The organism is Thermoanaerobaculia bacterium (assembly GCA_035260525.1).
Taxonomy (GTDB): Bacteria; Acidobacteriota; Thermoanaerobaculia; order UBA5066; family DATFVB01; genus DATFVB01.
In genome coordinates this window covers 1-23,058 of the sequence record DATFVB010000201.1, presented here as the reverse complement: position 1 = coordinate 23,058, position 23,058 = coordinate 1, and the positions used below count along the sequence as shown (strand labels likewise).

The 23,058-nt window shown below is 68.4% G+C and carries 27 protein-coding genes and 1 pseudogene; 4 read left to right on the top strand and 24 right to left on the bottom strand.

From position 1 onward, the window contains the following. Positions 1 to 81: 81 nt before the first annotated feature. A complete protein-coding gene (locus tag VKH46_10100) occupies positions 82 to 513 on the top strand; it encodes an EVE domain-containing protein (GenBank protein HKB71182.1) in 432 nt (143 codons plus the stop codon). Beyond that, positions 510 to 1,865, top strand: a complete 1,356-nt coding sequence (locus VKH46_10095; GenBank protein HKB71181.1) for a DEAD/DEAH box helicase — start codon at positions 510 to 512, stop codon at positions 1,863 to 1,865. The genes VKH46_10100 and VKH46_10095 overlap by 4 nt, the downstream gene beginning before the upstream one ends. 19 nt (positions 1,866 to 1,884) lie before the next feature. Here VKH46_10095 and VKH46_10090 read toward each other — a convergent pair. Next, positions 1,885 to 2,300: pseudogene (locus VKH46_10090) on the bottom strand (GGDEF domain-containing protein). A gap of 324 nt (positions 2,301 to 2,624) precedes the next feature. On the opposite strand from VKH46_10090, the gene VKH46_10085 reads away from it, so the two are divergent. After that, the gene (locus VKH46_10085) at positions 2,625 to 5,915 is read left to right on the top strand and encodes a glycosyl hydrolase (GenBank protein ID HKB71180.1); all 3,291 of its coding nucleotides are present in this window, start codon (positions 2,625 to 2,627) and stop codon (positions 5,913 to 5,915) included. 148 nt (positions 5,916 to 6,063) lie between these two features. Here the strand turns inward: VKH46_10085 and VKH46_10080 are convergent, their stop codons facing one another. From VKH46_10080 to VKH46_09995, 18 genes are all read right to left on the bottom strand, one after another. Beyond that, positions 6,064 to 6,540 (bottom strand): DoxX family protein, encoded by a 477-nt coding sequence (locus tag VKH46_10080; GenBank protein ID HKB71179.1) that lies wholly within the window; start codon positions 6,538 to 6,540, stop codon positions 6,064 to 6,066. After that, complete coding sequence (locus tag VKH46_10075; GenBank protein HKB71178.1) at positions 6,537 to 6,962, bottom strand: DUF488 family protein; 426 nt, start codon at positions 6,960 to 6,962, stop codon at positions 6,537 to 6,539. Before VKH46_10075 ends, VKH46_10080 begins: the two co-directional genes overlap by 4 nt. 25 nt (positions 6,963 to 6,987) lie before the next feature. Then, the gene (locus VKH46_10070; protein ID HKB71177.1) at positions 6,988 to 7,455 is read right to left on the bottom strand and encodes a RidA family protein; all 468 of its coding nucleotides are present in this window, start codon (positions 7,453 to 7,455) and stop codon (positions 6,988 to 6,990) included. 11 nt (positions 7,456 to 7,466) lie between these two features. Next, the gene (locus tag VKH46_10065) at positions 7,467 to 7,937 is read right to left on the bottom strand and encodes a TspO/MBR family protein (GenBank protein HKB71176.1); all 471 of its coding nucleotides are present in this window, start codon (positions 7,935 to 7,937) and stop codon (positions 7,467 to 7,469) included. A 45-nt stretch (positions 7,938 to 7,982) separates the two neighbouring features. Next, positions 7,983 to 8,615 (bottom strand): carbonate dehydratase, encoded by a 633-nt coding sequence (gene can / locus VKH46_10060; GenBank protein ID HKB71175.1) that lies wholly within the window; start codon positions 8,613 to 8,615, stop codon positions 7,983 to 7,985. Further along, the gene (locus VKH46_10055; protein HKB71174.1) at positions 8,612 to 9,106 is read right to left on the bottom strand and encodes a hypothetical protein; all 495 of its coding nucleotides are present in this window, start codon (positions 9,104 to 9,106) and stop codon (positions 8,612 to 8,614) included. The genes can and VKH46_10055 overlap by 4 nt, the downstream gene beginning before the upstream one ends. Beyond that, entirely contained in the window at positions 9,103 to 9,618 is a 516-nt protein-coding gene (locus VKH46_10050) for a DinB family protein (protein HKB71173.1), read from the bottom strand. Before VKH46_10050 ends, VKH46_10055 begins: the two co-directional genes overlap by 4 nt. Beyond that, positions 9,615 to 10,535: a cysteine synthase family protein gene (locus VKH46_10045; GenBank protein ID HKB71172.1), complete on the bottom strand. Its 921-nt coding sequence runs from the start codon at positions 10,533 to 10,535 to the stop codon at positions 9,615 to 9,617. The genes VKH46_10050 and VKH46_10045 overlap by 4 nt, the downstream gene beginning before the upstream one ends. A 48-nt stretch (positions 10,536 to 10,583) precedes the next feature. Continuing rightward, positions 10,584 to 11,126: a DinB family protein gene (locus VKH46_10040; protein HKB71171.1), complete on the bottom strand. Its 543-nt coding sequence runs from the start codon at positions 11,124 to 11,126 to the stop codon at positions 10,584 to 10,586. Beyond that, complete coding sequence (locus VKH46_10035; protein ID HKB71170.1) at positions 11,123 to 11,554, bottom strand: hypothetical protein; 432 nt, start codon at positions 11,552 to 11,554, stop codon at positions 11,123 to 11,125. Before VKH46_10035 ends, VKH46_10040 begins: the two co-directional genes overlap by 4 nt. Before the next feature lie 96 nt (positions 11,555 to 11,650). Next, positions 11,651 to 12,283 carry a DUF2238 domain-containing protein gene (locus VKH46_10030; protein ID HKB71169.1) on the bottom strand — a complete coding sequence of 211 codons (633 nt, stop codon included), beginning with the start codon at positions 12,281 to 12,283 and terminating at the stop codon, positions 11,651 to 11,653. A gap of 194 nt (positions 12,284 to 12,477) precedes the next feature. Beyond that, complete coding sequence (locus VKH46_10025; GenBank protein HKB71168.1) at positions 12,478 to 13,128, bottom strand: dihydrofolate reductase family protein; 651 nt, start codon at positions 13,126 to 13,128, stop codon at positions 12,478 to 12,480. Between the two features lie 18 nt (positions 13,129 to 13,146). After that, complete coding sequence (locus VKH46_10020) at positions 13,147 to 13,590, bottom strand: SRPBCC family protein (GenBank protein HKB71167.1); 444 nt, start codon at positions 13,588 to 13,590, stop codon at positions 13,147 to 13,149. A 62-nt stretch (positions 13,591 to 13,652) separates the two neighbouring features. Beyond that, positions 13,653 to 14,405 carry an MOSC N-terminal beta barrel domain-containing protein gene (locus VKH46_10015; GenBank protein ID HKB71166.1) on the bottom strand — a complete coding sequence of 251 codons (753 nt, stop codon included), beginning with the start codon at positions 14,403 to 14,405 and terminating at the stop codon, positions 13,653 to 13,655. Positions 14,406 to 14,442: 37 nt separating this feature from the next. Next, a complete protein-coding gene (locus VKH46_10010) occupies positions 14,443 to 15,606 on the bottom strand; it encodes an epoxide hydrolase (GenBank protein HKB71165.1) in 1,164 nt (387 codons plus the stop codon). Between the two features lie 103 nt (positions 15,607 to 15,709). Continuing rightward, positions 15,710 to 15,907: a DUF3224 domain-containing protein gene (locus tag VKH46_10005; protein ID HKB71164.1), complete on the bottom strand. Its 198-nt coding sequence runs from the start codon at positions 15,905 to 15,907 to the stop codon at positions 15,710 to 15,712. Positions 15,908 to 15,911: 4 nt separating this feature from the next. After that, positions 15,912 to 18,068 carry a M13 family metallopeptidase gene (locus VKH46_10000; GenBank protein ID HKB71163.1) on the bottom strand — a complete coding sequence of 719 codons (2,157 nt, stop codon included), beginning with the start codon at positions 18,066 to 18,068 and terminating at the stop codon, positions 15,912 to 15,914. Next, complete coding sequence (locus VKH46_09995; GenBank protein HKB71162.1) at positions 18,065 to 18,682, bottom strand: cysteine hydrolase family protein; 618 nt, start codon at positions 18,680 to 18,682, stop codon at positions 18,065 to 18,067. The genes VKH46_10000 and VKH46_09995 overlap by 4 nt, the downstream gene beginning before the upstream one ends. Before the next feature lie 80 nt (positions 18,683 to 18,762). On the opposite strand from VKH46_09995, the gene VKH46_09990 reads away from it, so the two are divergent. Further along, positions 18,763 to 19,728 carry a LysR family transcriptional regulator gene (locus tag VKH46_09990; protein ID HKB71161.1) on the top strand — a complete coding sequence of 322 codons (966 nt, stop codon included), beginning with the start codon at positions 18,763 to 18,765 and terminating at the stop codon, positions 19,726 to 19,728. 98 nt (positions 19,729 to 19,826) lie between these two features. Here VKH46_09990 and VKH46_09985 read toward each other — a convergent pair whose 3' ends face one another. From VKH46_09985 to VKH46_09965, 5 genes are all read right to left on the bottom strand, one after another. Further along, on the bottom strand, positions 19,827 to 20,702 hold the full coding sequence (locus VKH46_09985; protein HKB71160.1) for a substrate-binding domain-containing protein: 876 nt from the start codon (positions 20,700 to 20,702) through the stop codon (positions 19,827 to 19,829). Between the two features lie 277 nt (positions 20,703 to 20,979). Continuing rightward, on the bottom strand, positions 20,980 to 21,240 hold the full coding sequence (locus VKH46_09980; protein HKB71159.1) for a hypothetical protein: 261 nt from the start codon (positions 21,238 to 21,240) through the stop codon (positions 20,980 to 20,982). A 55-nt stretch (positions 21,241 to 21,295) separates the two neighbouring features. After that, on the bottom strand, positions 21,296 to 21,514 hold the full coding sequence (locus tag VKH46_09975) for a type II toxin-antitoxin system HicB family antitoxin (protein ID HKB71158.1): 219 nt from the start codon (positions 21,512 to 21,514) through the stop codon (positions 21,296 to 21,298). Positions 21,515 to 22,115: 601 nt separating this feature from the next. After that, complete coding sequence (locus VKH46_09970) at positions 22,116 to 22,433, bottom strand: YciI family protein (GenBank protein ID HKB71157.1); 318 nt, start codon at positions 22,431 to 22,433, stop codon at positions 22,116 to 22,118. A gap of 279 nt (positions 22,434 to 22,712) precedes the next feature. Then, on the bottom strand, positions 22,713 to 23,058 hold a 346-nt coding region (locus VKH46_09965), incomplete at its 5' end, for a hypothetical protein (GenBank protein ID HKB71156.1).

Genomic DNA, 23,058 nt, shown 5'->3' with positions numbered 1-23,058 from the left:
GGATCGGCGCCACGCTCGGCAACGCCGAGAAGACCGTCCTCGAAGAGATGCTCCGGCGCGTGATCGAATAGAATCAAGGGGATGAGCGCGATCAAGGCGGTCCTGAAGACCGAACCCTCCGCATACTCCTTCGACGAGCTCGAGCGCGACCGCGTGACGCTCTGGACGGGAATCCACAACTATGCCGCGCTGAGGAATCTCGAGCAGCTCAAGATCGGCGACGCCGTCGCCGTCTACCACACCGGGAGCGAGCGGGCGGCGGTCGGGATCGCCATCGTCACGAAGGCCGCCCATCGCCCTCGCGGAGAGCCGAACCCGAAGTTTCTCGCCATCGAGGTCCGGGCCGGGCGCCGGTTCGCGAAACCGGTCACGCTCGAGAGCCTGAAGGAGGAGCCGCTCTTCGCCGACAGTCCTCTCGTGACGATGGGACGGCTCTCGGTCGTGCCGCTCACCCCGGAGCAGTCGGACCGGATGGCCGTCCTCGCCGGGCGGCGGCGGGAGACGGGCACGTGAGCCATCTGACGGCGACCGAGCTCACCGCGTACGACCTGCCGGAGTCCGTGCGCCGCGGGATCGTCGACGCGGGCTTCCGGTACGCGACGCCGATTCAGGAGAAGGTGCTCCCGCTGGCGCTCGCCGGCCGGGACGTCGCCGGTCAGGCGCAGACCGGGACCGGGAAGACGGCGGCGTTCCTGATCTCCGCGATGACGCGTCTCCTCCGGGAGCCGGCGCCCGAGCCGCGCCGCGGGCCGCGTCTCCTCGCCGTCGCCCCGACGCGGGAGCTCGCCCAGCAGATCCGCGACGACGCCGAGAAGCTCGGCGCGCACACCGGCCTCGCGATCCTCGCCGTCTTCGGAGGAATCGACTACCGCAAGCAGCGCGACGCCCTGCGCCTCCATCCCGACCTGCTGGTCGGCACGCCGGGACGCCTCCTCGACTACGAAGGACAGGGCGCGACCTCGTTCCGCGACGTCGAGGTGCTCGTCATCGACGAGGCGGACCGGATGTTCGACATGGGGTTCATCCGAGACCTGCGGAAGATCTTCCGCAAGTGCCCCCCGTTCGACCGGCGCCAGTCGATGCTCTTTTCGGCCACACTCTCGCCGCGCGTCATGGAGCTCGCCTACGAGCACATGAACGACGCCGTCCGGGTCGAGATCGAGCCGGAGCGCGTCACCGCGCGCGGGATTCGCGAGCGGCTCTACCACGTGCCGACGCACGAGAAGCTGCCGCTCCTCCTCGGTCTCCTCGAGAGGGACCGGTGGAAGCGGACGCTCATCTTCGTCAACCGCAAAACGACGGCCGCCGAGCTCGTCGCCGCGCTGTCGGCCAACGGCTATCCGGTGAGCGCGCTCGCGGGAAACGTCAAGCAGCAGCGCCGCACGAAGATCCTCCAGGAGTTCAAGGACGGAGAGGCGTCCGCTCTCATCGCGACGGACGTCGCGTCGCGCGGCCTCCACATCGAGGGCGTCACCCACGTCATCAACTACGACCTGCCGCAGGACCCGGAGGACTACGTCCACCGGATCGGCCGCACCGCGCGCGCCGGCGCCGAGGGAGACGCGATCTCGTTCGCCGACGAGGAGTACGTCTTCTCGCTCGACTCGATCGAGAAACTGATCGGCCGGCGGATCCCGGCGGAAGTCGCCGATCCCGCGCTCTACCGCCATCCGGAGGTTCGGACTCGGATGACGCGGCCCCGCGCCTCCGCCGGACCTCGCGGGCCGCGCGGTCCGCACCGTCCGCCGACCCGTCCCGCGCACGCGCCGCGCCCCGCCGCGGTCGCACCGTCTTCGGCGCCGCCTGCGGGCGCGTCGGAGGGGTCGGGCGGGTACGGGCGGTCGAAGCGCCGCGCCCGCCGGTAGCATCGGGCTTGCGCGCCTCCTACTGCGGAGGTTTCGGCGGCCGCTTCGGCGCGCGAGAGCACCGGACGGTGACCCGGTTCCTTCCCGCGCGCTTCGAAGCGTAGAGGGCTTCGTCCGCGGCGCGGTAGAGCCCGGTGGCATCGAAACCGACCTCCCCTCCGGCGCCGGCGAGGCCCACCGAGACCGTCACGCGGAGCACGCCCGCGGACGACGCGATGCCCCGGTCGGAGACGAGCGCGCGCGTCCGCTCCCCCACCGCCCCCGCCCCTTCGACGGACGTCCGGGTCAGGATGAGGCCGAATTCCTCGGCGCCGATCCGCGCGACGGCGTCCCCCGCGCGGCAGGCGTCGCGCAGGCGGTCTCCTTGAGCACCTCGTCTCCGACGTCGTGGCCGAACCGGTCGTTGATCGACTTGAACTCGTCGACGTCGAGCAGGACGAACGAAGCGGATCGTCGTAGCGCTTCGCGCCGTTGATCTCGCGCTCGAGGTTCGCGTCGAAGGAGCGTCGGTTCGGCAGCCCCGTCAGCGGATCGGTCGCCGCCAGACGCGCGACGAGCTCGGGCACGTCGACCGGCTTGACCAGGTAGTCGTCGGCGCCGATCTCGATTCCCTGGGCCCGCATCGGCCCCTCGCCGCGGGCCGACGCGATCATCACGAAGACGTGGGCGAGGGCGGGGTCGCTCTACCGCCCGCAGAATCTCCTTGCGGCGGCAGTCCGCCGTTTTTTCGTAGAATGCGGGAGCAACAAAGGAGAGCCGATGAAGCCGTTCCTCCGTTTCGTCTGCGCCGTGATCGCCGCCGCCGCGCCGTTGGCCGCCGCGGACGATCCCTTCTCGGGGTTCGTCCCGCGGTCGCTCGGTCCCGCGATGACCGGCGGCCGGGTCGTCGCCTTCGCCGTCGACCCGGAGAACTCCGACCGTTTCTATGCCGGGCTCGCCTCGGGAGGAGTCTGGAAGACGGTCAACGACGGCGTGACGTGGACGCCGGTCTTCGAGCACGAGCCGGTCTTCTCGATCGGGGCGCTCGCGATCGACCCGAAGGACCCGGCCGTCGTCTGGGCGGGAACCGGCGAAGGCAACAGCACGCGGAGCGTCTCCTGGGGAGACGGCGTCTACAAGTCCGTCGACGGCGGGAAGAGCTGGAAGAACGTGGGGCTCAAGAGCTCCGAGCGGATCGGGCGCATCGCGATCGACCCCCGCGATTCGAACGTCGTCTACGTCGCGGCGGAGGGGTCGCTCTGGGGACCGACTTCCGAGCGCGGCGTCTACAAGACCGAGGACGGGGGGAAGAGCTGGAACAACGTCCTCTTCGTCTCCGAGCACACCGGCGCGGCCGACGTCGCGCTCGACCCGGAGCACCCCGACACGGTCTACGCTTCGGCGTACCAGCGCGAACGGCGCGTCTGGTCCTTCATCGGCGGCGGCCCGGAGAGCGCGATCTGGAAGTCGACGGACGCCGGCAAGAGCTGGAACAAGATCATGAACGGCATCCCGAAGCGCGACCTCGGACGCATCGGGCTCTCGGTCTCCCCGGCCGATCCACGGGTCGTCTACGCGTCCGTCGAAGCCTCAGAGAAGAAGGGCGGCGTCTTCCGTTCGCTCGACGGCGGAGCGACGTGGGAGAAGAGAAACGACCTCAACCCGACGCCCTGGTACTACAGCCAGATCACGGCCGATCCCAAGGAAGCCGGCCGCGTCTACGTCGTCGGCGAAGGGATGTTCGTCTCCGACGACGGCGGCAAGACCTTCCGCCACTTGAACGAGAAGGCCAAGCACGGCGACACGCACGTCGTCTGGATCGACCCGCGCCGAGACGATCATCTCCGGGCCGGGTGCGACGGCGGGATCTACGAGTCCTACGACGGCGGCGAGAGCTGGCGCTTCACCGCGAACATGTCCGTCACGCAGTTCTACCGGGTCGCTTTCGATTTCCGGAAGCCCCACTACTACGTCTACGGCGGCACGCAGGACAACAACACCGTCGGCGGCCCGTCGGCGACCGACAGCGCCTCGGGAATCGTCAACGCCGACTGGTTCGTGACGGTCGGCGGCGACGGCTTCTTCTCGCAGGTCGATCCCAAGGACCCGACGACCGTCTACAGCGAATACCAGTACGGCGGGCTCGTCCGCTTCGACACGCGCACCGGGGGGAAGATCGGGATCGTGCCCCAACCGGCTCCCGGCGAGGAGGCCTACCGCTGGAACTGGGACGCGCCGATCATCGTCTCTCCGCACGACCACCGGACGATCTACTTCGCCGCGAACTACCTGTTCCGGAGCCGGGACCGCGGCGACTCGTGGGAGAGGCTCGGGCCGGACCTGACGCGCCGGATCGACCGCGACACGCTCCCGATGATGGGCCGCTTCTGGGGGCGCAACGCCGTCGCGAAGAACGAGGGGATCTCCTTCTACGGGAACATCACCGCCCTGGCGGAGTCTCCCCGCAGGGAGGGGCTCCTCTACGCGGGAACCGACGACGGCCGGATCCAGGTCAGCGGCGACGGCGGCGCGCACTGGAGCGCGATCGACAAATTCCCGGGCGTTCCGGAGATGACCTACGTCTCGCGCGTCACGCCCTCCGCGCACGCCGACGACCTCGTCTACGCCGCGTTCGACGGGCACAAGAACCGCGACTTCGCCCCGCACCTGCTGGCGAGCTCCGACCGCGGCCGCACGTGGAAGTCGATCGCGGGCGACCTCCCGAAGGACTCGCCCGTCTCCGTCGTCGCCGAGGACCCGTTCGATCCGAGCCTGCTCTTCGCGGGCACGGAGTTCGGCGCCTTCTTCTCGCTCGACGCCGGCGTCCACTGGAAGAAGATTTCCGGGCTGCCGACGATCGCCGTCAAGGACATCGCCGTGCACCCGGAGACCCACGACCTCCTGCTCGCGACCTTCGGGCGCGGCTTCTACGTCGTCGACGACATCTCGCCGATCGAGAAGATGCCCGCCGGCACGCTCGCCGAACGAGCGGCGCTCGTCGCCGCCGGAAATGCCCGGCTCTACCTCCCGAGCCGTCCGCGCGGCGGCCAACCGAAGGGAGACCAGGGGGACGACTTCTACTACGCCGACAACCCGCCGTACGGCGCCGTCTTCACGTACTACGTCAAGGACGAGATCGAGAACTCCGCGGAGAAGCGCCGGAAGGAGGCGGAGAAGCGGCTCGAAGCCGCGGCTCCCGTCGCCGGCGGGAAAAAGAAGGATGCCGCCAGGGAGACGCCCGCGATGAGCCTCGAAGAGGCGATCCGCGCCGCGAACCCGAAGACCTCCGAAGCGCTGAAGGAATCGGAGAAGGCCGCCGCGCTCCTGACGGTCTGGGACGAGTCGGGCCGCGCCGTGCGCACGATCGAAGGCCCGGTCACGGCGGGTTTCCACCGGGTCGTCTGGGACATGCGGATGCCTCCGCCGTATCGTCGTCCCGGCGAATCGAACGAGGACTTCTATCCCGCGCCGACCGGTCCCCTCGTTCTCCCGGGGAAGTTTTCCGCGCGGCTCGCGCTCCGGGTGGACGGAAAAATCGAGGCGGTCGGCGCCCGGCGCCCGTTCGTCGTGCGGACGGACGCCGACGCGGCGCTCTCGGCGGCCGACCGCGAAGCGCTCCACCGCGCGCTCGCGAGGCTGCGGCCGCTCCAGAGCGCCGGCTGGGGCGCCCTCCAGACGGTCGATCAGGCATGGGCGGATCTCGGAAAGGTGCCCGCGGCGATCGAGGACACGCCCGGCCCCCCGGACGGACTCGAGGAGCGCTATCGCGCCGTCCGCGACCGGCTCGAGGCGATTCGGCACGCGCTGCGCGGCGACCCGAAGCTCGCCTCGCTCAACCCGCCTCCGGCGATCGTCGACCGCATCGACCAGGTCGTGGATGACCTGCGTCTGGCTTCCGCCGCTCCGACGAAGACCGATCTCGATCAGATGGCGGCCGCCGAGAAGCTCCTCGCCGAGCAGATCGCGGCCTTCGAGACGTGGCGGGCGAAGGACCTGGCGGAGCTCGACCGGTCGCTCGACGAAGCCGGAGCGCCGTGGACGCCGGGGAGGATGCCGAGAGTCGGGAAGTAGAGCGAACCGCTTCGATAGACGGCGAGCCGCCCCCGCCGGGCGAGGGAGCGCCGGAACGGCGCCGGTCGGCCTGCCCGAGGGCGATCGCCCTTCCTTTGTCATCCTGAGCGCAGCGAAGGATCTGCTCCGGGCTTCGTCGCGCCGCTCCTCAGGATGACGGGCGGGATGCGCGTCGGAATCGCTTTTCCCGCAGCGCATCGAGGCTCCACGCCCCCGGGCCCGCCGACGAGAAGTAGAGCCAGAGGAAACAGAAGAGGATCGCCGGCTGCCCCTGGTTCAGCACCGGCCAGAACCCGGCGGGAGCGTGTCCGTGGAAGTACGCGACCGCCATCTCCCCTGAAAGAAGGAAGGCGACCGGCCGCGTGAAGAGGCCCACGAGGAGCAGCAGCCCTCCGAAGACTTCGAGCACGCCGGCGACCCACACGAGCGAGCCCGCCGGCGCCGTCCCTCCTCCCGGCATGATCGCGACCGGCACCGCGAAGAGCTTCGCACTGCCCACGTGCATGAAAACGAGCGCGCAGACGATCCGGACCACCCCGAGTATCTGCGGCGCCCACGATCGCCAGCGCGCGGCAATGCGTGTCGCGCCCACGGTCGAGGTAGCTCTCGTCGATTCGTCGGTCATCTTCCCGCCTTTCCGCGCTGCCGCCTCCCGTCAAGACCCTTTCCCGACCACGGCGGCCGGTCAGCCCGGGGCCGGCCGGGCGGCTTTTGAAGAAAGCCTGCGAGCACTTTCGCGCTGTTGTGTTCCTCGTCGCGAGCGGCGTAGACGAACGTGACGGCCTTTTTTCGACAGACGAGCTCGGCGAGCTTCGCAGCCTCCGGGTTGCGGCGGAGCTCGGCGAGGTACCGCCGCTTGAACTCCTGCCATCTCTCGATGTCGTGGGCGTACCAAATCCGGAGCTCGGGGCTCGGCGCGGCGTCCCTCGCCCAGAGGTCGATCTCGCCGCGCTCTTTCGAAACGCCCCGCGGCCACAGCCGCTCCACCAGGACGCGGAAACCGTCCTTCCCCGACGGCGGTTCGTAAACGCGCTTCACGCGGATCACGAGGAGATGAACTCCGTTCTCCCGGTCATCGCACTTCCAGGACCGCTTCCACCTCCACCGCGACCCCGTACGGGAGCGACGCGACGCCCACCGCGATCCGGGCATGACGCCCCGCCTCGCCGAAGATCTCCACGACGAGGTCGGACGCGGCGTCGACCACCTGCGACTGCTCCATGAACTCGGGGTACGAGTTGACGTAGCCGCCGAGCCTCACCCACCGGACGATGCGGTCGAGGTCGCCGTCGAGCGCCTCGCGCGCGTGGGCGACGAGGTTCAGCGCGCAGAGCCGGGCCGCCTGCTGACCCTGCGAAAGGTTGAACTCGCGCCCGAGCTTTCCGATGAACTTGCGCTCGCCGTTCCACTGTGAGAGCTGGCCCGTGAGAAAGAGCAGGCTCCCCGTTCTCACGAACGGAACGTACGTCGCCCCCGGCGCGCTCGGGCGGGGCAGCTCGATGGCGAGCGATTCGAGCCGCGCGTCGATGCGGGAAGTCATGCGGCCGCCATTCAGGACCCGGAGGGATTCAGCCGCACGATCTCGGCGTTGAGCGACGCCGCGAAGAGAACCCAGACGGCGTACGGTACGAAGAGCCCGGCCGCGCCGCGCGAGAACGGGCGAGCGGTCACGGCGAATGCGACGATCAGGACGAGGAGAACGACGATGTCGGCGAGCGCCGCGGGCGGCCGGTGGAGGCCGAAGAAAAGCCACGACCAGACGGCGTTCGAGACGAGCTGCCCGACCCAGATCGCCAGCGGAAGGATCGCTCCTCGGCCGCCGGCCCGCCAGACGAGCCAGCCGGCGACGGCCATGCCGAGATACAGCAGCGACCAGACGGGGGCAAACAGCCAGCCCGGAGGCGTCCACGAAGGCTTCGCGAGCGCCGCATACCAGGCGCCGGGGCGGAAGCGCCCGGCGATGATCGCCGTCGCCGCCGACGCCGCGAGAAAAGGGAGAAGCGTTGCCCAGCCCGATCGCATCATCCGATCATACGGCGCCGGCGCCGCCGCCGTCCCCCGCCCGCGCTATTTCGGCGCGACGGCCGCCTCGGACAGATCCTCCTCCGAAGCGACGGTGACTCCGAGATCGCGCAGGAGCCCGTCGCGGATGTCGTAGATCCAGCCGTGCACGGCGAGCGCCGCTCCCCGCGCCCAGGCTTCCCGCACGACCGTCGTGCGGCCGACGTTGGCGACCTGCTCGACGACGTTCAACTCCGACAGCCGATCGTGGCGCTGTGCTTCGCTCTCGAGCGCGTCGAGCGCCTCGCGATGCTTCGAGCGGACGTCCTCGATGGCGCGAAGCCAGTTGTCGATCAGGCCGAGCGGCTGGCCGCGAAGGGCGGCGAGCACGCCTCCGCAGCCGTAGTGGCCGCAGACGATGACGTGCTTCACCCCGAGCGCGTCGACCGCGAACTGTAGGGTCGAGAGGCAGTTGAAGTCCGTGTGCGAGACGAGGTTGGCGACGTTGCGGTGCACGAACATCTGGCCCGGAAGGAGGCCGACGATCTGGTTGGCCGGGACTCGGCTGTCGGAGCAGCCGATCCACAGATACTCGGGCGTCTGCTGGCGCGAGAGCCGCCGGAAGAAGTCCGGGTCTTCCCGCGTCCTCTCGGCCGCCCACGCCCGGTTGTTCTCGAAGAGATGGCCGAGATCGATCATCGCCGGATTCTAACTTTCGCCGCCGCGGCGCGGAGGTCCCGGAGATGCAGTTCCGCGTGATCGCACTCTTCCCGGAGCACCCCCTCCACCGTCTTCCGGCTGACGCTCTCCGAGCCCCGCAGCCGCACGAGACGCCGCATTCCGCCCGGAGCCCCCCGGAGGACGCCGCCGACGTGGGCGCACAACGCCTCGAGAAGCCGGATCGCAGGATCGACCGGCAGCCGGCGGTACCCGAGGCGTTTCGTCCATCCGGCGTCCGGCACGAGCCAGGACCAGTCGTAGTCGCATCCGGGATTCCCGAGCGCGGCCAGAACGATCGACGACGCGACGAGATTCGCCTCGACGAGATGGTGGACGTACTCGGTAACCGACCATCCTTCCGATCCCCCTCTCGCCGCGAGCTCTCTGCGCGAGAGAGGGGCGATCGCGCGGCGGAGCTTCCCCGGGATCGCGGTCCAGCGAGCGAGGGTCGCCGATCGGCGATCGCTCATCGGCGCCGGATCCGCCGCGCCGGCGCCTCCGCGATCGCCTTCAGGTGCCGCAGATGGTGGAGGTCGTGCCCCGCGAGCGTTCCGAGAATCCAGCCGATCGAGATCTCGCCGAATTCGGGATGGGGGAAAGAACGTTTTGCCTCCGCCGGCGTGATGCCGCGGTACAGCCGAAGGTCGAGCCGCCGCAGCGCCGCGAACGCTTCCAGCGCCGCGGGGCCGTCGGCCGGGCTCTCTCGCGCGACCCAGTCGGCGCCGTCGAACGGCTGGATGACGAAATCGGGGACCGCGAGGAGAAAGCGGATCCGGTTCGACCAGCCGATCTCGTCCTGCGCGAGGTGCAGGACGATCTGCGCCGCGGACCATTTTCCCGGCGCGTACGTCAGGGACCAGCGGCGCTCGTCCCATCCGCGGACGAGATCGGCGACTTTGCGCGGCGCCGCCTCGAGCGCCTCGAGCGGCGGCCGTTTTTCGAGGAGGTCCGCGTAGAGCGGTATCCCTTTCCTTTCGTTCATTTTCGATAGACGTCGGTGCTGACGTACTTGAGCCCCGAGTCGGCCATCAGAGTGACCACGGTGCGGCCGGCCCCGAGCCGTTTCGCGACGGCGATCGCGGCGACGACGTTGGCTCCGGAAGACGTGCCCGCGAAGACGGCCTCTTCGCGCGCCAGGCGCCGCGCCATCTCTTTCGCGTCCTCGGTCTTCACCGCCTGGATCTCGTCGACGAGCGCCGGTTCCCAGAGCGGCGGCGTGTAGCCGATCCCGACGCCCTCGATCTTGTGCGGGCCCGGGGGCCCTCCGAGCAGGACCGACGATTCGGCGGGCTCGACGGCGACGATCGCGACGCGCGCCCTGCGGCGCTTGAGCGCCGCCGCCACTCCGCGGAGCGACGCCCCGGTGCCGACGGCGTGGACGAAGGCGTCGACTTTTCCGTCCGTCTGTTCCCAGATTTCCTCGCCGAGCGGGTGGTACCCGGCGATGGCGTCGCGGTTCTCGAGCTGGTCGGTCCAGAAGGTGCGGGGCTCCCGGCTCAATCCGCGGGCGGTCTCGATCATCTCCAGGATCAGGCTCTTCGTGGTGAGGCCGCCCTCGCTCGGAACGATCGTCAGCTCGGCCCCGAGCGCCGCCATGTGATCCCGCTTCTCGCGGCTGAACGCGTCGGAGGTGACGATCCGGGTGCGGTACCCCCTGGCGGCGCAAACGAAGGCGAGGGACGTGCCGGTGCTCCCGCCGGTGTATTCGACGACCCTGTATCCGGGCCCGAGCCGGCCGTCCTCCTCCGCTCGCGAGATCACCGCGTTCGCCATCCGGTCCTTCAGGCTTCCGGTCGGGTTTTCCCACTCGAGCTTCACGAAGACCTCCGCGCATCCCGGCGGGACGATCTTGCGGAGGCGGACCATCGACGTGTTTCCGACGGCGTCGAGAATGTCCATCGGTACTCCCCTTTCTAAGCTCGGCGCCGGTTTTCGGGGGCCGGCGGATCACGCGCGCGGCCGATCCCGCAGGATCGACAGGTAAGCGCTCCACGGCCCGACGGCGTCGCCGTACACCTTCGCCATCGTCCGGGCGATCTGACTCACGTGATCCAGATCGTGCGCGACCCATGTCGCGAGCAACTGGCCGAGCGTGACCTCGCCGAGCTCCGGATGCCGTCCCGTCCGGCTCAGGTCCGCGATCGTCAGGTTCATCCCGAGGAGTATGGAGAGATTCTCCCGCCGAAGCTCGGCGAAAGTCGCGAGCAGCTCCTCGATGCCCCGGCCTTCGCTCTCCGTGAACTGGGCCGTCCGGTCGAACGCATCGAACGGCCGCTTCTCGTCCGCGAGGATGTGCCGCGCCCGCGGGATCCAGTCGGTTCGCTCGCCGTGAATGAGATGGCCGATCACGTCGTACGGCGACCAGGTGCCTTCCCCCTCCGTGGCGCGCACCCACGTCACGGGTAGCCCCGAAACGAGCGCCTGCAGGCTCGCGGGCGTCCGTTCGAGCAGCGCCACCCCGTCGCCGAGACGGAATTCGCGGTCGTTCATGGCCGGGATTCTAACCGCTCGCAAACGACGCCGATCCCGCGCTCAGAGAGGCGGGCGCCGTCGCCGCGCCGGCGCGACGTTCGCGCCCCCAGCGCCGCGGCCGCCGCGATGAGCAGCCAGGACGCCAGGGGAACCATCAGGAAGACGAAAGCGGGCTTGGTTCCCGGCGGCCGGGGAATCACGTTCCCGTACACCAGGACCGAACCGGCCGCGAGGATCAGCACGAGTCCGTACAGCATCGCCCGGGCGGCGCCGGACCAGCGCGTCGAAATCCGGCCGGCCCACACGAGAGCCGCAAACGGCGACAGCACCCAAACCACGAAGAGGAGGATCAGGAGACGGGACGGGTTGCGATGTCCGGCCCGAAGCATCAGGACGAGCGAGGCGCCGGCTCCCGCCGCGGCGGCGACCCCCGCGAGTACGCGCATCCCTTCGGGCTTCTCGGATCGCATCACGCCTCCGCTCGAGATCGGCGACCCGCGAGAACCGCGCGGGGCCGGGACCGAACGCCGCCCCCGGTCACGTCAGACCCCCGCCCGCTTCTCTTCGAGGCCCGCGATCTGGCGGTCATGGACCCGCGAGAGCAGGAGCAGCGAACAGACGCCCCCCAGGAGAGCGAACGCCATGTCCGACTGGGTGTCCCAGGGATCGCCCTGGGTCCCGAGGAACGCGTCGGCGCCCTGGCCGAGGAGCACCGCCGATTGCCATTCGACGAGCTCGTAGCCGGCGCTGATCGCCAGAACGACGCAGAGCACGAGGAACGCCAGCATGCCGCGCGTGCGGACGTACCGTCCCCGCACGAGGACCTCCCGGGCGACGAGCGCGGGAACGAAGCCCTGGGCGAAGTGCCCGACTTTGTCGTACGGGTTGCGCGCCGTGTGCAGCACCGCCTTCAGCCAGAAGCCGAGGGGGACACGGGCATACGTGTACGCGCCGCCGGCCATCAGGATCACCGCGTGCACGAAGATCAGGCAATAGACGAGAGGCGTCAGCGGAAACCGCCGGTGCGTGGCGGCGAGGACCGGCAGCGCGATCAGGATCGGCGCGATCTCGAGCCACCACGTCGTCCGGTCGCGCGGGTGAAGACCCGACAGGACGAGGAGCGCCAGCAGCGCGACTCCCGCGGCGATCAGGCCGCGGGGAGTCGCTTCCTTCACGTCCACAGCGGGGATCTCGAGACAGCCGATCTTGCCGTTACCGATGTCGGAGGCATCGAAACCCGGATTCGTCGCGTCCCGGCGGAGGAATTCCCCTCTGCCGCGAGAAGGACCGGTGCGGAGAACAGGGAAACGAGCAGGACCACGGTCGTACAATGGACGAGCTTCATCTTGTCTCTCCTTCGTTCCAGGCGTCACCCTCGCTTTCGCAGCACGACGTGGGCGGCCGCGCGCACGCCCGGCAGGTGCTTCGCGCATTCGTACCCCAGCGCGGGCATGTCGATCCCGCTCAGCAGGTGCTCCCCGCTGCCGAGCAGGACGGGCGAGATCGCCAGGTGCAATTCGTCGATCAGCCGCGCGCGCAGATACTGCCGGATCGTCGACACGCCGCCGCCCAGCCGGACGTCCTTCCCGCCGGCCGCGGCATTCGCGTCCGCGAGCGCGGCTTCGATCCCGCCGGTGACGAACCGGAATTCCGTGCCGCCTTTCATCGGGAGCGGCGTCCGCGGATGGTGCGTCAGGACGAAGACCGGCGTGTGGTACGGCGGCTCGTCTCCCCACCATCCTCTCCAGCTCTCGTCCGGCCACGGGCCCCGCACGGGGCCGAACATGTTCCGCCCGAGGATCCAGGCGCCGATCCCTTCGAACCCCTTCGCCGCGAGATCGTCGTCCACGCCCGTTTCGCCGTCGGGGTTTCCGTGCATTCGCTGCCACGTGCGCGTGTGGAAGAACCAGGAGAACAGCTCTTCGCCGCCGACGCCGAGCGGGTTCTGGAGATCCTGGTTCGGCCCGGCGCCGTAGCCGTCGATCGAGATCGAGAACGTGCTGACGATCAGTCGCCCCACGACGTTCACCTGCCGCGCTTATTCCGGGATTTCCGCTTCGACGAGCTTCGCCAGCAGCATCAGCGATTCCTGCCAGCCGAGGTAGCACGCTTCGGGAGGAATCGCGTCGGGAACGCCCTCCTGCACGATTGCGACCTCGGTTCCGACCGACACTTTCTTCAGGCCGACGGTCGTTTCCATCCCCCCCGGAAGGTTCGGATCGTCGAACTCGTCCGTGTAACGGATGCGCTCGTTCGGGACGAGCTCGAGATACTTTCCGCCGAAGGAGTGGCTCTGCCCGTTCGTGAAATTCGTGAACGACATCCGGTGGCGGCCGCCGACCTTCGCGTCGATCTCGTGAACCCTTCCCGTGAATCCGTTCGGCGGAAGCCACTTGACCATCGCGTCGGCGTCCAGGAACGCGCGGTAGACCCTCTCGGGCGCTGCCCGAAGCACCCGGTGCAGTCGGATCGTGTTCGGCATGATCTATCCTCCTTCTTCGGCGATTCTAGCCGTCGATCCCGGTCGGCCCGACGCGTCTCCGTTCACCCACGTTCGTCGTTCCCGTCCTCCGCGCGGACGAATACCGTCTGTCCGACCGCCAGCCGGCCGATGCGGGTGACGGTGCCGTAGATCCCCGCGTTGTTCTGGTTCGCACGAACGACGGCTTTCAGAACTTCCGGGGCAGGACTTGCCGAGTCGGGGTCGAGGTTCACCATCGAGCAGCGTTCGTCGCGCATCGTGACGGCGATGGCGGGGGCGTCGTTCCCCTCGCCGAACGAGAGCACGCCGCCCACCCACTCGTCCTCCTGGAAGGGAACCGGTCGGAGTAATCGAACGACGACGGTCGGGCGAAATCGCCGCATGTCCAGGCTCCGCCCCGCGAGTCGCCCAATCTCGCGCACCGTGTCGACGGCGATCACGGAGACGCTCGCTTCATCGAAGATTCCCTGGTTCAACTGCATCATCTGCACGGGAGCCCCGAACCGGCGTCCGACCTCCGTGGCCAGCTCCTCCCCGAAGACGGTCGTCTCCTCGCCGTCCGGCGTGCGAACATGCGTCGGAAGGTCTCCCCGAGCACCGTCTTCACGGCGGTGCGGGGCAAACAGGAGCAGGTCGGGAAGCTTGCTTGCCGTCAGCCACGGCAACCCGCTGCGGTCATCAATCCGCCGGAATGCCAGCCGTCGGTCGCCCTCGAGGCCGTGCCAGCCCAGCTCGGCGACCTCGAGACGCTCGCCGGCCATGGACTTCACCGGATACCGGAAAAGCGCTTCGACATGCCCGACTTCCATGAGCATGCTCGATCCCCTCCTCACGACGATCCGCACTTCGGCATCAGATTTCCGCGAAGAAGGCCGCGATGTCACGCGCCAGGAGCTCGGGCTCCTCGGCGGCGGCGAAGTGCCCGCCGCTCGGCATCGGAGTCCACCGGCGAACGTCGTAGAGCCGCTCCGCCCATTCCCGGGGCGGGCTTCCCTCCGACACGTAGTTGTGGTCGAAGTTGGCGAAGCCCACCGGTATCTGCACGCGAGCGCCGGGTGGAAGATCCGCCCCATGCCACCGGTTGTCGAAATAGTCGCGCATCGAAGGGGTGATCGTCTCCGTGACCCAGTAGAGCGTGAGCATCGTCAGGAGAAAGTCGCGCGAGAATCGCGCTTCGAGGTCGCCCTGGGAATCGCTCCACGCGCGCCACTTCTCGAGAATCCAGGCCGCGAGCCCGGCCGGCGAATCGTTCAACCCATAGCCGAGCGTCTGCGGTCTCGTCGACTGGATGGCGGAATACCCCCGCTCGACCTCGTCCCATCGCCGCACGAGGGCGACGTATGCGTTCTCGGCTTCGGTCAACGGCCGCGTCCCCTCACCCGTCGGCGGCCAGAGCTCCATCGTGGTCAGATGGATGCCGATCATCGGCTCGGGATTGTCGATGGCCATGTGCGCGGCGACGCCGGCGCCGAAATCCCCGCCGCCGGCCCCGTATCGCTCATAGCCGAGTCCGCGCATGAGCTCATGCCACAGGCGTGCAACGGTGCGGTAGTTCGCCTGCGCCGGCCGTTCCGAGAAGCCGTATCCCGGAAGCGAGGGAATGACGAGGTCGAAAGCCGGACCGTCGATGCCGTTGGCCTTCGGGTCGGTCAGGAGCGGCACGAGCGGGAGAAGCTCGAGAAACGAGCTGGGCCATCCATGGGTCAGGATCAAAGGGATGCCGTTTCCCTCCCGTGCCCGCTGATGGACGAAGTGAACGTGGATGCCGCCGATCTCGGCACGAAAATGCTTGAACGCATTCAGCCGGCGCTCCTGCGCCCGCCAGTCGAAGCCATCGGCCCAGTAGCCGAGCATGCGCTTCAGGGAGTCGAGGTCGGTCCCCTGCTCCCAGGCGGCCCCCGGCGCCCGACCCGGCCAGCGCGTGTTGCGGATCCGCGTTCTGAGGTCGGCCAGAACCCCGTCCGGAACGCGGATCGTGAAGGGTTCGATCGGAATCGTCTCGCTCGGCCTGCTCATTCGCTCGGTCGTGCGAGCGTAACGCAGGGGCGAGCCGGTTGCTGAAAAATTGTCCGAGGCGGCGCTGCGAGCGTCCTCGTGACACGCCGCCCGGATTCGCTTTTCAGCGCTGCCAAGTCAGCTCGTAGCTCAGGGTGAACGGATGCTCCATGCCGTGCCCGACGGCGGAGCTTCCTTCGCCCACGAGGCCCTCCAGCTCTCCGGTCGCGGAGCCGGGGATCACGGAATAGGACTCCTTCGCCAGTCCGCCTTCGAATACCCCGGTCCGTTGGAGCACGAAGCTGCCGGCCTTGCCGCCGATACGCTCAGCGCCCGCCGTTCTCCGACGGCGCGAAGGGCGTCACGCAGCGCCGCCCCGGCGGCCGCACCATGACCGCTCCGGCCTTGCAGGCGAAGGCCCGCCGGAACTCCGGCGAATTCGACAGCGGCCCGATCACCCGGTACTTCGAGGTCGCGTGCGGATCGCCCTTCACCATTTCGCGCTGCAGCTCCGGGCTCTCGGCGGCCCCGCGGAACTGGCCGTAGGCGACGAAGAACTGCTGCTCGGGAGTGAAGCCGTCGATCACCGGCACCGGCCGACGCTGCATCGAACGCTCCAGGGCCCGATACGCCAGGCGCACGCCGGCGAGATCGCCGAGCGCCTCGCCGAGGACCTGCTTCCCCTGGTGGTGGACGCCGGGCTCGATCGCGTAGCCGTCGTACTGCTCGACGGAGCACCGGGCGACCTTCTCGAACGCCTCACGATCGGGCGCCGTCCACCAGTTCCGCGGCTGCCCCGCCGCGTCGAAGTCGGCGCCCAGCAGATCGATCGCATGCGTGAAGTCGTGCGCGATCCCGATGCCGATCGCGCCGTAGTTCACGGCGTCCGATGCGGCGAGGTCGAACGCCGGTGGCTGCAGGAAGCCGGCCGGCAGCCCCATCAGGTTGAGCTGGACATCGATGTAAGCGTCGGGGGACGACGGCGGCAGCTGCCAGATCGCGCGGCTCGCGCGCTGCCCGACGCGCTTCCGGTCGGCCTCGACGCCGAAGCGCCGGGCCGCGGCCACGTCGGCCCAGAATGCGTCGCGGCGGACGACGAGGGACGAGTAGTCGGTCCACGCGTCGGGGTAGCCCACCTTCACGTCGTAGGCCTCGACCTTCGCGATGGCCTGCCGCCGGGTCGCGTCCGACATCCACGCCACCTTGCCGAGGTCGTCCTTCAGGACCGCGAGGATCGTCCGGGCCATCTCCTGCACCCTGGCCTTCGCCGCGGGGGGAAAGTACCGCTCGGCATAGACGCGGCCGAGGGGCTCACCGAGCAGTGCCTCCGTCGCTTCGACGCAGCGCATCGCACGGGGCTTCGCCGCGGACCCGCCGCCGAGGTGCTCCTCGCGGAAGGCGAGGGACTCGTCGGCGAAGGGTTTCGAAAGCGACGGCGACGCGGAATCGAGCAGGTGCAATGTCAGATAGTCCTTCCACACCGCCACGGGCGTCGCCTCGAGCTCCCGGTTCAGGCCCTCGAGGAACGCGGGCTCGGCGACGTTGACGTCGATCCGCGGGAGCCCAGCCTCCGCGAAGTAGGTCTCCCAGTCGATGCGCGGGGCGAGCCGCGAGAGCTGCGCGAACGTCATCTTGTGCGCCGTCGCCGCCGGATCGGCGGCCTCCGCGGCCGGGAGGCTCGCCTCGGCGAGGCGGGTTTCGAGCGCGAGGATTTCGTCCACGGCCTTCCGCGCCGGCTCGGCGGCTTCGGCCAGCGCCAGGACGCGCGCCACGTGGGCGCGATACTTCTCGCGCGCCTCGGCGTACCGCGGCTCGGGCTTGAGGTAGTCGTCGCGATCGGGCAGCCCGAGGCCGCCGGCGGCGATGTTCGCGACGACGCGGTCGGGATCGCGGTAGTCCGAGGCGCCGGTGACCGCGAACGGAACCGGGACGGCGACCTCGTGCAGCCTCCGAATCATGCGCTGGACACCCGCGGCATCCTGGACGGCGGCGATGTCGGCGAGCAACGGGGCGACCGGGGCGACGCCCGCGGCGTCGATCGCAGGCTCGTCCATGCACGCGGCGTAAAAGTCGCCGAGTTGCCGGACTGTCTGATCGCCGAGCCGCTGGACTGTCTGATCGCCGAGCCGCCGCTCGGTGTGATCGGCAAGCCGCGGCTCGGCGTTTCTCCGGGGTCGGTCCGCCTTCGCGGCCAGATCCTCGAGCAGCGTCTTCAGCTGCTCCCGGTTGGCCTCGCGAGCGGCGAACCGCCGGCTCCAGCGCTGCGTCCCGGCCGGGATGGGGTTAGCGGCGCGCCAGGCGCCGTTGGCGAACTCGTAGAAGTCGGTGCACGGGTCCGCGGCGCGGTCCAGGTCGCTCCGCTCGATCCCCTTCGGCGCCGAGTGCGCCGCCGGGGGCGCTTCGGATGCCCGGGAGATCGGCGCGAAACCGGCGACGAACGCGAGGTTCGCGGCAATGACCGACACGATGCGCGTAAAGCTCATGGCGTCCTCCTCGAAGAATCGGGGACCCGCAAAGGGGCGATCACCGCGACCGGCAGGGCGGCGATCACCGCCGCCGTGTCGACCACCGTGGCGAATTCGCCGTGAAGGTCCGACAGCGCGATTGCGTGAATCTCCTCCGCGGGATGCTCGATCCCGTCGGGACCGACGCGATCGAACGTGGCCGTGGCATCGGACACGACCCAGGTCGCAAAGCCCAGGTTGCCGGCCATCCGCGCGGTGGTCGAGACGCAGTGGTTCGTGGTGAGCCCGACGATCACCAACCCGCCGCACCCGGCGCTCCGCAGATCGGCCTCGAGCGACGTCCCGATGAAGGCGCTGTTGACGCGCTTCTCGATCACCGCCTCCCCCGCGATGGGAGCCGTCTCGGGCTTGAACTCGTTGCCGGGCTGACCGGGTCGAAGCGGCGACGACGGTTGGGTCGACATGTGCCGCACGTGCACGACCGGGCGGCGGGCCGCGCGCCAGGCGCGCAGCAGCTCGGAGGCGTGCTGCTCCAGGCACGGGTTGTTGCGCCGCCCCCAGCGCGGCTCGTCGAAGCCGAGCTGGAGGTCGACGATCAGCAGGGTGATCGCGGGCGATTCGAGCGACGGCATGACGCGACGGTACGGGCGCTCGGCCCCCGCGCCAAACCGCCGATGCCGCCCATCGGCGGGGCCGATGATAAGGTCGCGCCGTGAAGACGGAGCTCGAGCTCCGGCACCTGCGCGTCTTCGCCGCGGTGGTCGACGCCGGAACCCACACGCGCGCGGGCCGGGCGCTCGGCATCTCGCAGTCGACGGTCTCCGAGACCTTGAGCGCGCTGGAGCGCGCGCTGGGCGTCGAGCTCTTTCGCAAGTCGGCGAAGGGCGCCCCGGCTCTGACGCCGTCGGGGGAGGTCCTGCTCGCGTACGCGCGCCGCATGTTCGCGCTGAGCAGCGAGCTCGCCGGAGCTCTCGCCGACGCGTCGACCCGCGTCAAGGCCACGCTGGTGGTCTCGGCCGTCGAGTCGATCGGCGCCTACGTGCTCCCCTCGCGGCTGGCCGCCCTCGGTGCGCGCTGGCCGGCGGTGCGCGTCGAGGTGCTCACGGGCAGCTGCGGCGAGATCCGCGAGCGCGTCGCGGCGGGCGAGAGCGACCTCGGCCTCGTGCTCGAGCCCGAGGCGGGATCGGAGCCCGGCGCGGTTTTGGCGAAGGCGCGCCTCCTGATCCTCGGCGCCCCGACCCACCCGCTCGCGCGCGGCGCCGCGCCGGCGGACGAGCTGCGCCGCTGCGATTTCTACATGGGCGATGCGGGGGGGAGCTACCATCAGACGCTCCTGCAGCACTTCGAAAGGGCCGGCGTTCCGGCCCCGCGGCTGCAGGCGATCGGCACCATCGAGGGGGTCAAGCGCGGGATCCTCGCGGGCGGGACGGCGCTCGGCCTCCTGCCCGAGCACGCCGTCGAGCCGGAGCTGCGTGACGGGGTGCTCGTCGAGGTGCGCGTCCGCCCGGCGTTGCCGTGCGTCGTGCTGCGGGCCGTGCGCGCGCCGGGAGTTCCCGGCTCGCCCGTCGTCGACGACCTGATCGACTCCCTGCGCGGTTCGCCTCAGCTCGGGCTGCGGCTCACGTCGGCCGCGGAGGCGGCCGGCCCCCGGCCCTCCGCGCGGCCGCGATCGCGCTGACCGCCGGACGAAACGGTCGTGGCACTGGCGTCGTCAGGCATGAGCTATTCACATTCACTTGCCGCGTTCTGTACGGGCGGCCATGCGATATCGGGGCTTTAACCTGCATCAGCCAGATATTTATCCACGTTTTCCTGCGTGATCACGTCAATGCCCGTATCAATGGCCTGAGGTATCTGAACGCCCAGCGACGCTTGCCACAACATCAGGACGGACATCGAGCCCTGCATTTTCGGAATGGTTGCCGAGGAGGAGTCGATCACGCCTTCCTTGATGGCATCGAGTATGGGCTTGATCCCATCCATGCTGACGACCTTGACTTTGCCGGTCCTCTCAGCCTTTTTGATCTCAGCCGCGATGCCTATCGGACCGGAGGCATCGCAGCACAAGTAGCCACTTAGATCGGGATGCGCTTCGAGAACGGCCGCAGCTTGCTGGCGCGCGGTCTCGATGTCGTCGTTGTCGATTCCACCCTCGACGATGGTGATGCCCGGATATTTCTCCAAGACAGCCATCTGAGCTTCGTATCGTTCCTTGTGGTTCGGCGCCGTGGGATATCCCTGCATCACGGCCACTTTGCCGGCGTATCCGATCAGCCTGGCGAGACGCTGGGCCGCAATAATTCCCTGCTGGGCAAAGTCGTTGCCGACGCCGGTGATGCCGGGATCCGGTGATGGCGAGTCGAAGACAACCACCGAAATCCCCTGATCCCTGATGTGGTTGATCGCCGACATATGCCCTGGTGCGTCAACCGGATCTACAGCGATGCCACTCGGGCGACTCCCGGCCGCCTTTTCCAAAACCGCGTTCTGCTCGACGACGCCGGCAATTGACGGTGGCATGTAGTCGACCACAATTTCGACACCCAGCTCACGGCTCAGGATGTCGGCCTGAGCCCGCGCACCTTTGTTCACCTCGTCGAACCAGGGATGTGCGACTTTTGGGACAATGATGAAGCGAAGCGCTTTTGCCATTTTTCAAGTCCTCGTAAGGCACGACCAGGAGCCTGACGACCCCAGCACCGTAGCGAGGGCCGCCGAAGACATGATGACCGGAAGGATAGCGCTCGGCTGCTTGATCATGGCGGACAAAGTCATCGAGTACCTCCATAGGCAACGCCGAACACGCGATCTGGCGGCTCTCATGATGCGACGGTACGAATATCGGCACGGCGAATGGAGAACGCCGAGACCGTCATGCAGAGCGCTCCCGGCGAAACCACGCAAGGAGAACGCCCAGCGCCGCGCCGGATCACACGCCGACCGCGACCCGGTCTGCCGCGGCGCCGCATACGAAACCAAGCGCGACGCCAGGTGGCAGCCATTGCAGAGCGACGACTGTGGACAACTGCGGGTAGACGCCGGCCCCGAGAAATGCGAGACCGGAAACAAAAACGCCCGCAACTGCGAAGAACTCGCCGGTGTGGCGAATGTCGTCAGCGACGGTCAGGAAGCCAGCCAGGGCTGCCACGACCAGGACGGTTCCGATTGCTGTGTAGCCGCGATGGCTCATGCAAGAGGGAGATCGCAACCGTGCGCCTGAAGATAGCGAACGAGATCGGCCCGCTTCAAGAAATGAGGAGGGGCTCGCGGATGACGGCGTCGCCCCCCAGCCGCTCCTCGGCAAAAGCGCGGTTGGCTTCCAGGACGAGAGCGACGGCTTCATGCAGGTTCTCCCGGGCCCCATCGAGCCTCGACGCCTGGGTGTTGGCACCCGGCAATTCCTCGACGAGGCCGATGTAGCCATCGGAAACCTTGCGAAACACGGCCGTGAGCTTGAGCTCCATGCGCCATCCTGCGTCATTCCATTCTACCTCGACCACCCACGAGGCCAGGCACCCCGAACGACGCGGCTTCAGCGGCAAGCCCGCACGGCCCGCGCTTGCCGCGCCATAGCTCTCCAGGCGAGCGACGGCGGGTCCGCTGGAACGCGATGTTAGCGGCCGCTTGCCTCATGGCTCTCCTGCGCAGTCTTGAAGCGGGTTCATGACGATGAGAAGCCTCTCCGGTTGTTCCGGGCTCTGCCGGGTAGTCAGATTCCAGCGGTAAAAGGGACCGGCATTCCACAGTGGCGAGCATTCGTCAGGCCGAAGCAATCACGTGTCCCATTGTGGGCTCAACGGTCAGCAAGCAAGAGCAGAGCGTGACATGCGGGGCAACCGGAGGCAGCGCCGGCGCAGAATCACCCGCCGATGGCCAAGCAATTACGTTAAACATCGAGTTCCACCACGCTCCGCTCGCCTGTTGGTTTGGACGCCTCCGGGTAAGCGGACGGCAGCACCATGAAGGTTTTTCCGAACCGCTGCGTCGCATGTGTCGATAACCGGCGGCGAAACGACTGCTCGGCACATTGATAGCGCTGCCACCGAATGAGGCCTAACTAAACGCTTACCTCACCCTTGACGCCTCATCGAGTGAAATCTCCGGAAAGACGTCGTGTCTAAAACCATATTTGAGTCCTGGCGACTTCTTGACAAGGGATAGAGCGTCATCAAGAGTCTCGGCTTCGAAGATCAGTAACCCGCCGAGATCTCCGGCGTAGTCGTCGACCTTCGTCGCGGAGACGGTTACCCCACCCCTAATCGGCATGGCCACACTGGCCTTCAGCAAAGAGACCCACTCGCCCATGTCTTGCAGGTTCTGGGCAGCTTCGCTTTCGGGTACCGAGCTGCCGTCCGTGTGTCGTGAAATTAGGATGAACTTCATTTTGAGCCTCCTCGTAGCCTCACCACGACGGGTGACGGTAGGTTCATCGGGTGGATGTGCTCCACTGTTTCGATCGCGCTTGCCATCGCCGGAACAGCGGCGGCGGACGCGAGGCAACACGATTGAGGTGGGTATCGCGACGGTTCAAGATACGGCTCCTTGGGCGGGCGGGGCAGGCATAACGGTTGTCATCGGCGGTATTCCGGCCGCCTAACGACCCGAGTTCAGCGGCAAGCCCGCAGGGCGCAGTCCGCTGCAACGAGACGTTCGGCAACGGCCTCACGGTCTGGCCTCAGCGACTTCTACGGTCATCGGCACGGATGCCAACGTGATCGTGGCGCATCCGTAGCGGTCGCACGTACCGGGTGTCACAGCTTGAAGCCAACCGTTCGCCCGGTTCGTCCCGGGAGTGAGGTCCTTGGTGTGGTATTCGCGTGGGGAAGATAGGCGGTCGCCCGGCAAGAGACGAAGGCTCTGAATGCAGGTTGGGTGATCGACGCGAACATCGATGCCGCGACCACCGACGGTGAGCCCCCAACTCTTGTCCAGGCAGACGTCGACAACTTCATTTGAGACATTCTCCAGGTTGAATCGCACCTGTATCTTCTGAGACCCAAAAGACAAA

Excerpts from the sequence above, each read along its gene's own strand:
- can (HKB71175.1), bottom strand. The coding sequence starts at position 8,615 with ATGATCGATCTCGGCCATCTCTTCGAGAACAACCGGGCGTGGGCGGCC.
- VKH46_10000 (HKB71163.1), bottom strand. The coding sequence starts at position 18,068 with ATGAGCTTTACGCGCATCGTGTCGGTCATTGCCGCGAACCTCGCGTTC.
- VKH46_10055 (HKB71174.1), bottom strand. The coding sequence starts at position 9,106 with ATGAGCGATCGCCGATCGGCGACCCTCGCTCGCTGGACCGCGATCCCG.
- VKH46_10085 (HKB71180.1), top strand. The coding sequence starts at position 2,625 with ATGAAGCCGTTCCTCCGTTTCGTCTGCGCCGTGATCGCCGCCGCCGCG.
- VKH46_10080 (HKB71179.1), bottom strand. The coding sequence starts at position 6,540 with ATGACCGACGAATCGACGAGAGCTACCTCGACCGTGGGCGCGACACGC.
- VKH46_10065 (HKB71176.1), bottom strand. The coding sequence starts at position 7,937 with ATGCGATCGGGCTGGGCAACGCTTCTCCCTTTTCTCGCGGCGTCGGCG.
- VKH46_10050 (HKB71173.1), bottom strand. The coding sequence starts at position 9,618 with ATGAACGAAAGGAAAGGGATACCGCTCTACGCGGACCTCCTCGAAAAA.
- VKH46_10035 (HKB71170.1), bottom strand. The coding sequence starts at position 11,554 with ATGCGCGTACTCGCGGGGGTCGCCGCCGCGGCGGGAGCCGGCGCCTCG.
- VKH46_10100 (HKB71182.1), top strand. The coding sequence starts at position 82 with ATGAGCGCGATCAAGGCGGTCCTGAAGACCGAACCCTCCGCATACTCC.
- VKH46_10045 (HKB71172.1), bottom strand. The coding sequence starts at position 10,535 with ATGGACATTCTCGACGCCGTCGGAAACACGTCGATGGTCCGCCTCCGC.
- VKH46_10010 (HKB71165.1), bottom strand. The coding sequence starts at position 15,606 with ATGAGCAGGCCGAGCGAGACGATTCCGATCGAACCCTTCACGATCCGC.
- VKH46_09975 (HKB71158.1), bottom strand. The coding sequence starts at position 21,514 with ATGGAGCTCAAGCTCACGGCCGTGTTTCGCAAGGTTTCCGATGGCTAC.
- VKH46_09980 (HKB71159.1), bottom strand. The coding sequence starts at position 21,240 with ATGAGCCATCGCGGCTACACAGCAATCGGAACCGTCCTGGTCGTGGCA.
- VKH46_10015 (HKB71166.1), bottom strand. The coding sequence starts at position 14,405 with ATGCTCATGGAAGTCGGGCATGTCGAAGCGCTTTTCCGGTATCCGGTG.
- VKH46_09970 (HKB71157.1), bottom strand. The coding sequence starts at position 22,433 with ATGAAGTTCATCCTAATTTCACGACACACGGACGGCAGCTCGGTACCC.
- VKH46_09995 (HKB71162.1), bottom strand. The coding sequence starts at position 18,682 with ATGCCGTCGCTCGAATCGCCCGCGATCACCCTGCTGATCGTCGACCTC.
- VKH46_10020 (HKB71167.1), bottom strand. The coding sequence starts at position 13,590 with ATGCCGAACACGATCCGACTGCACCGGGTGCTTCGGGCAGCGCCCGAG.
- VKH46_09985 (HKB71160.1), bottom strand. The coding sequence starts at position 20,702 with ATGGCAAAAGCGCTTCGCTTCATCATTGTCCCAAAAGTCGCACATCCC.
- VKH46_10070 (HKB71177.1), bottom strand. The coding sequence starts at position 7,455 with ATGACTTCCCGCATCGACGCGCGGCTCGAATCGCTCGCCATCGAGCTG.
- VKH46_10040 (HKB71171.1), bottom strand. The coding sequence starts at position 11,126 with ATGAACGACCGCGAATTCCGTCTCGGCGACGGGGTGGCGCTGCTCGAA.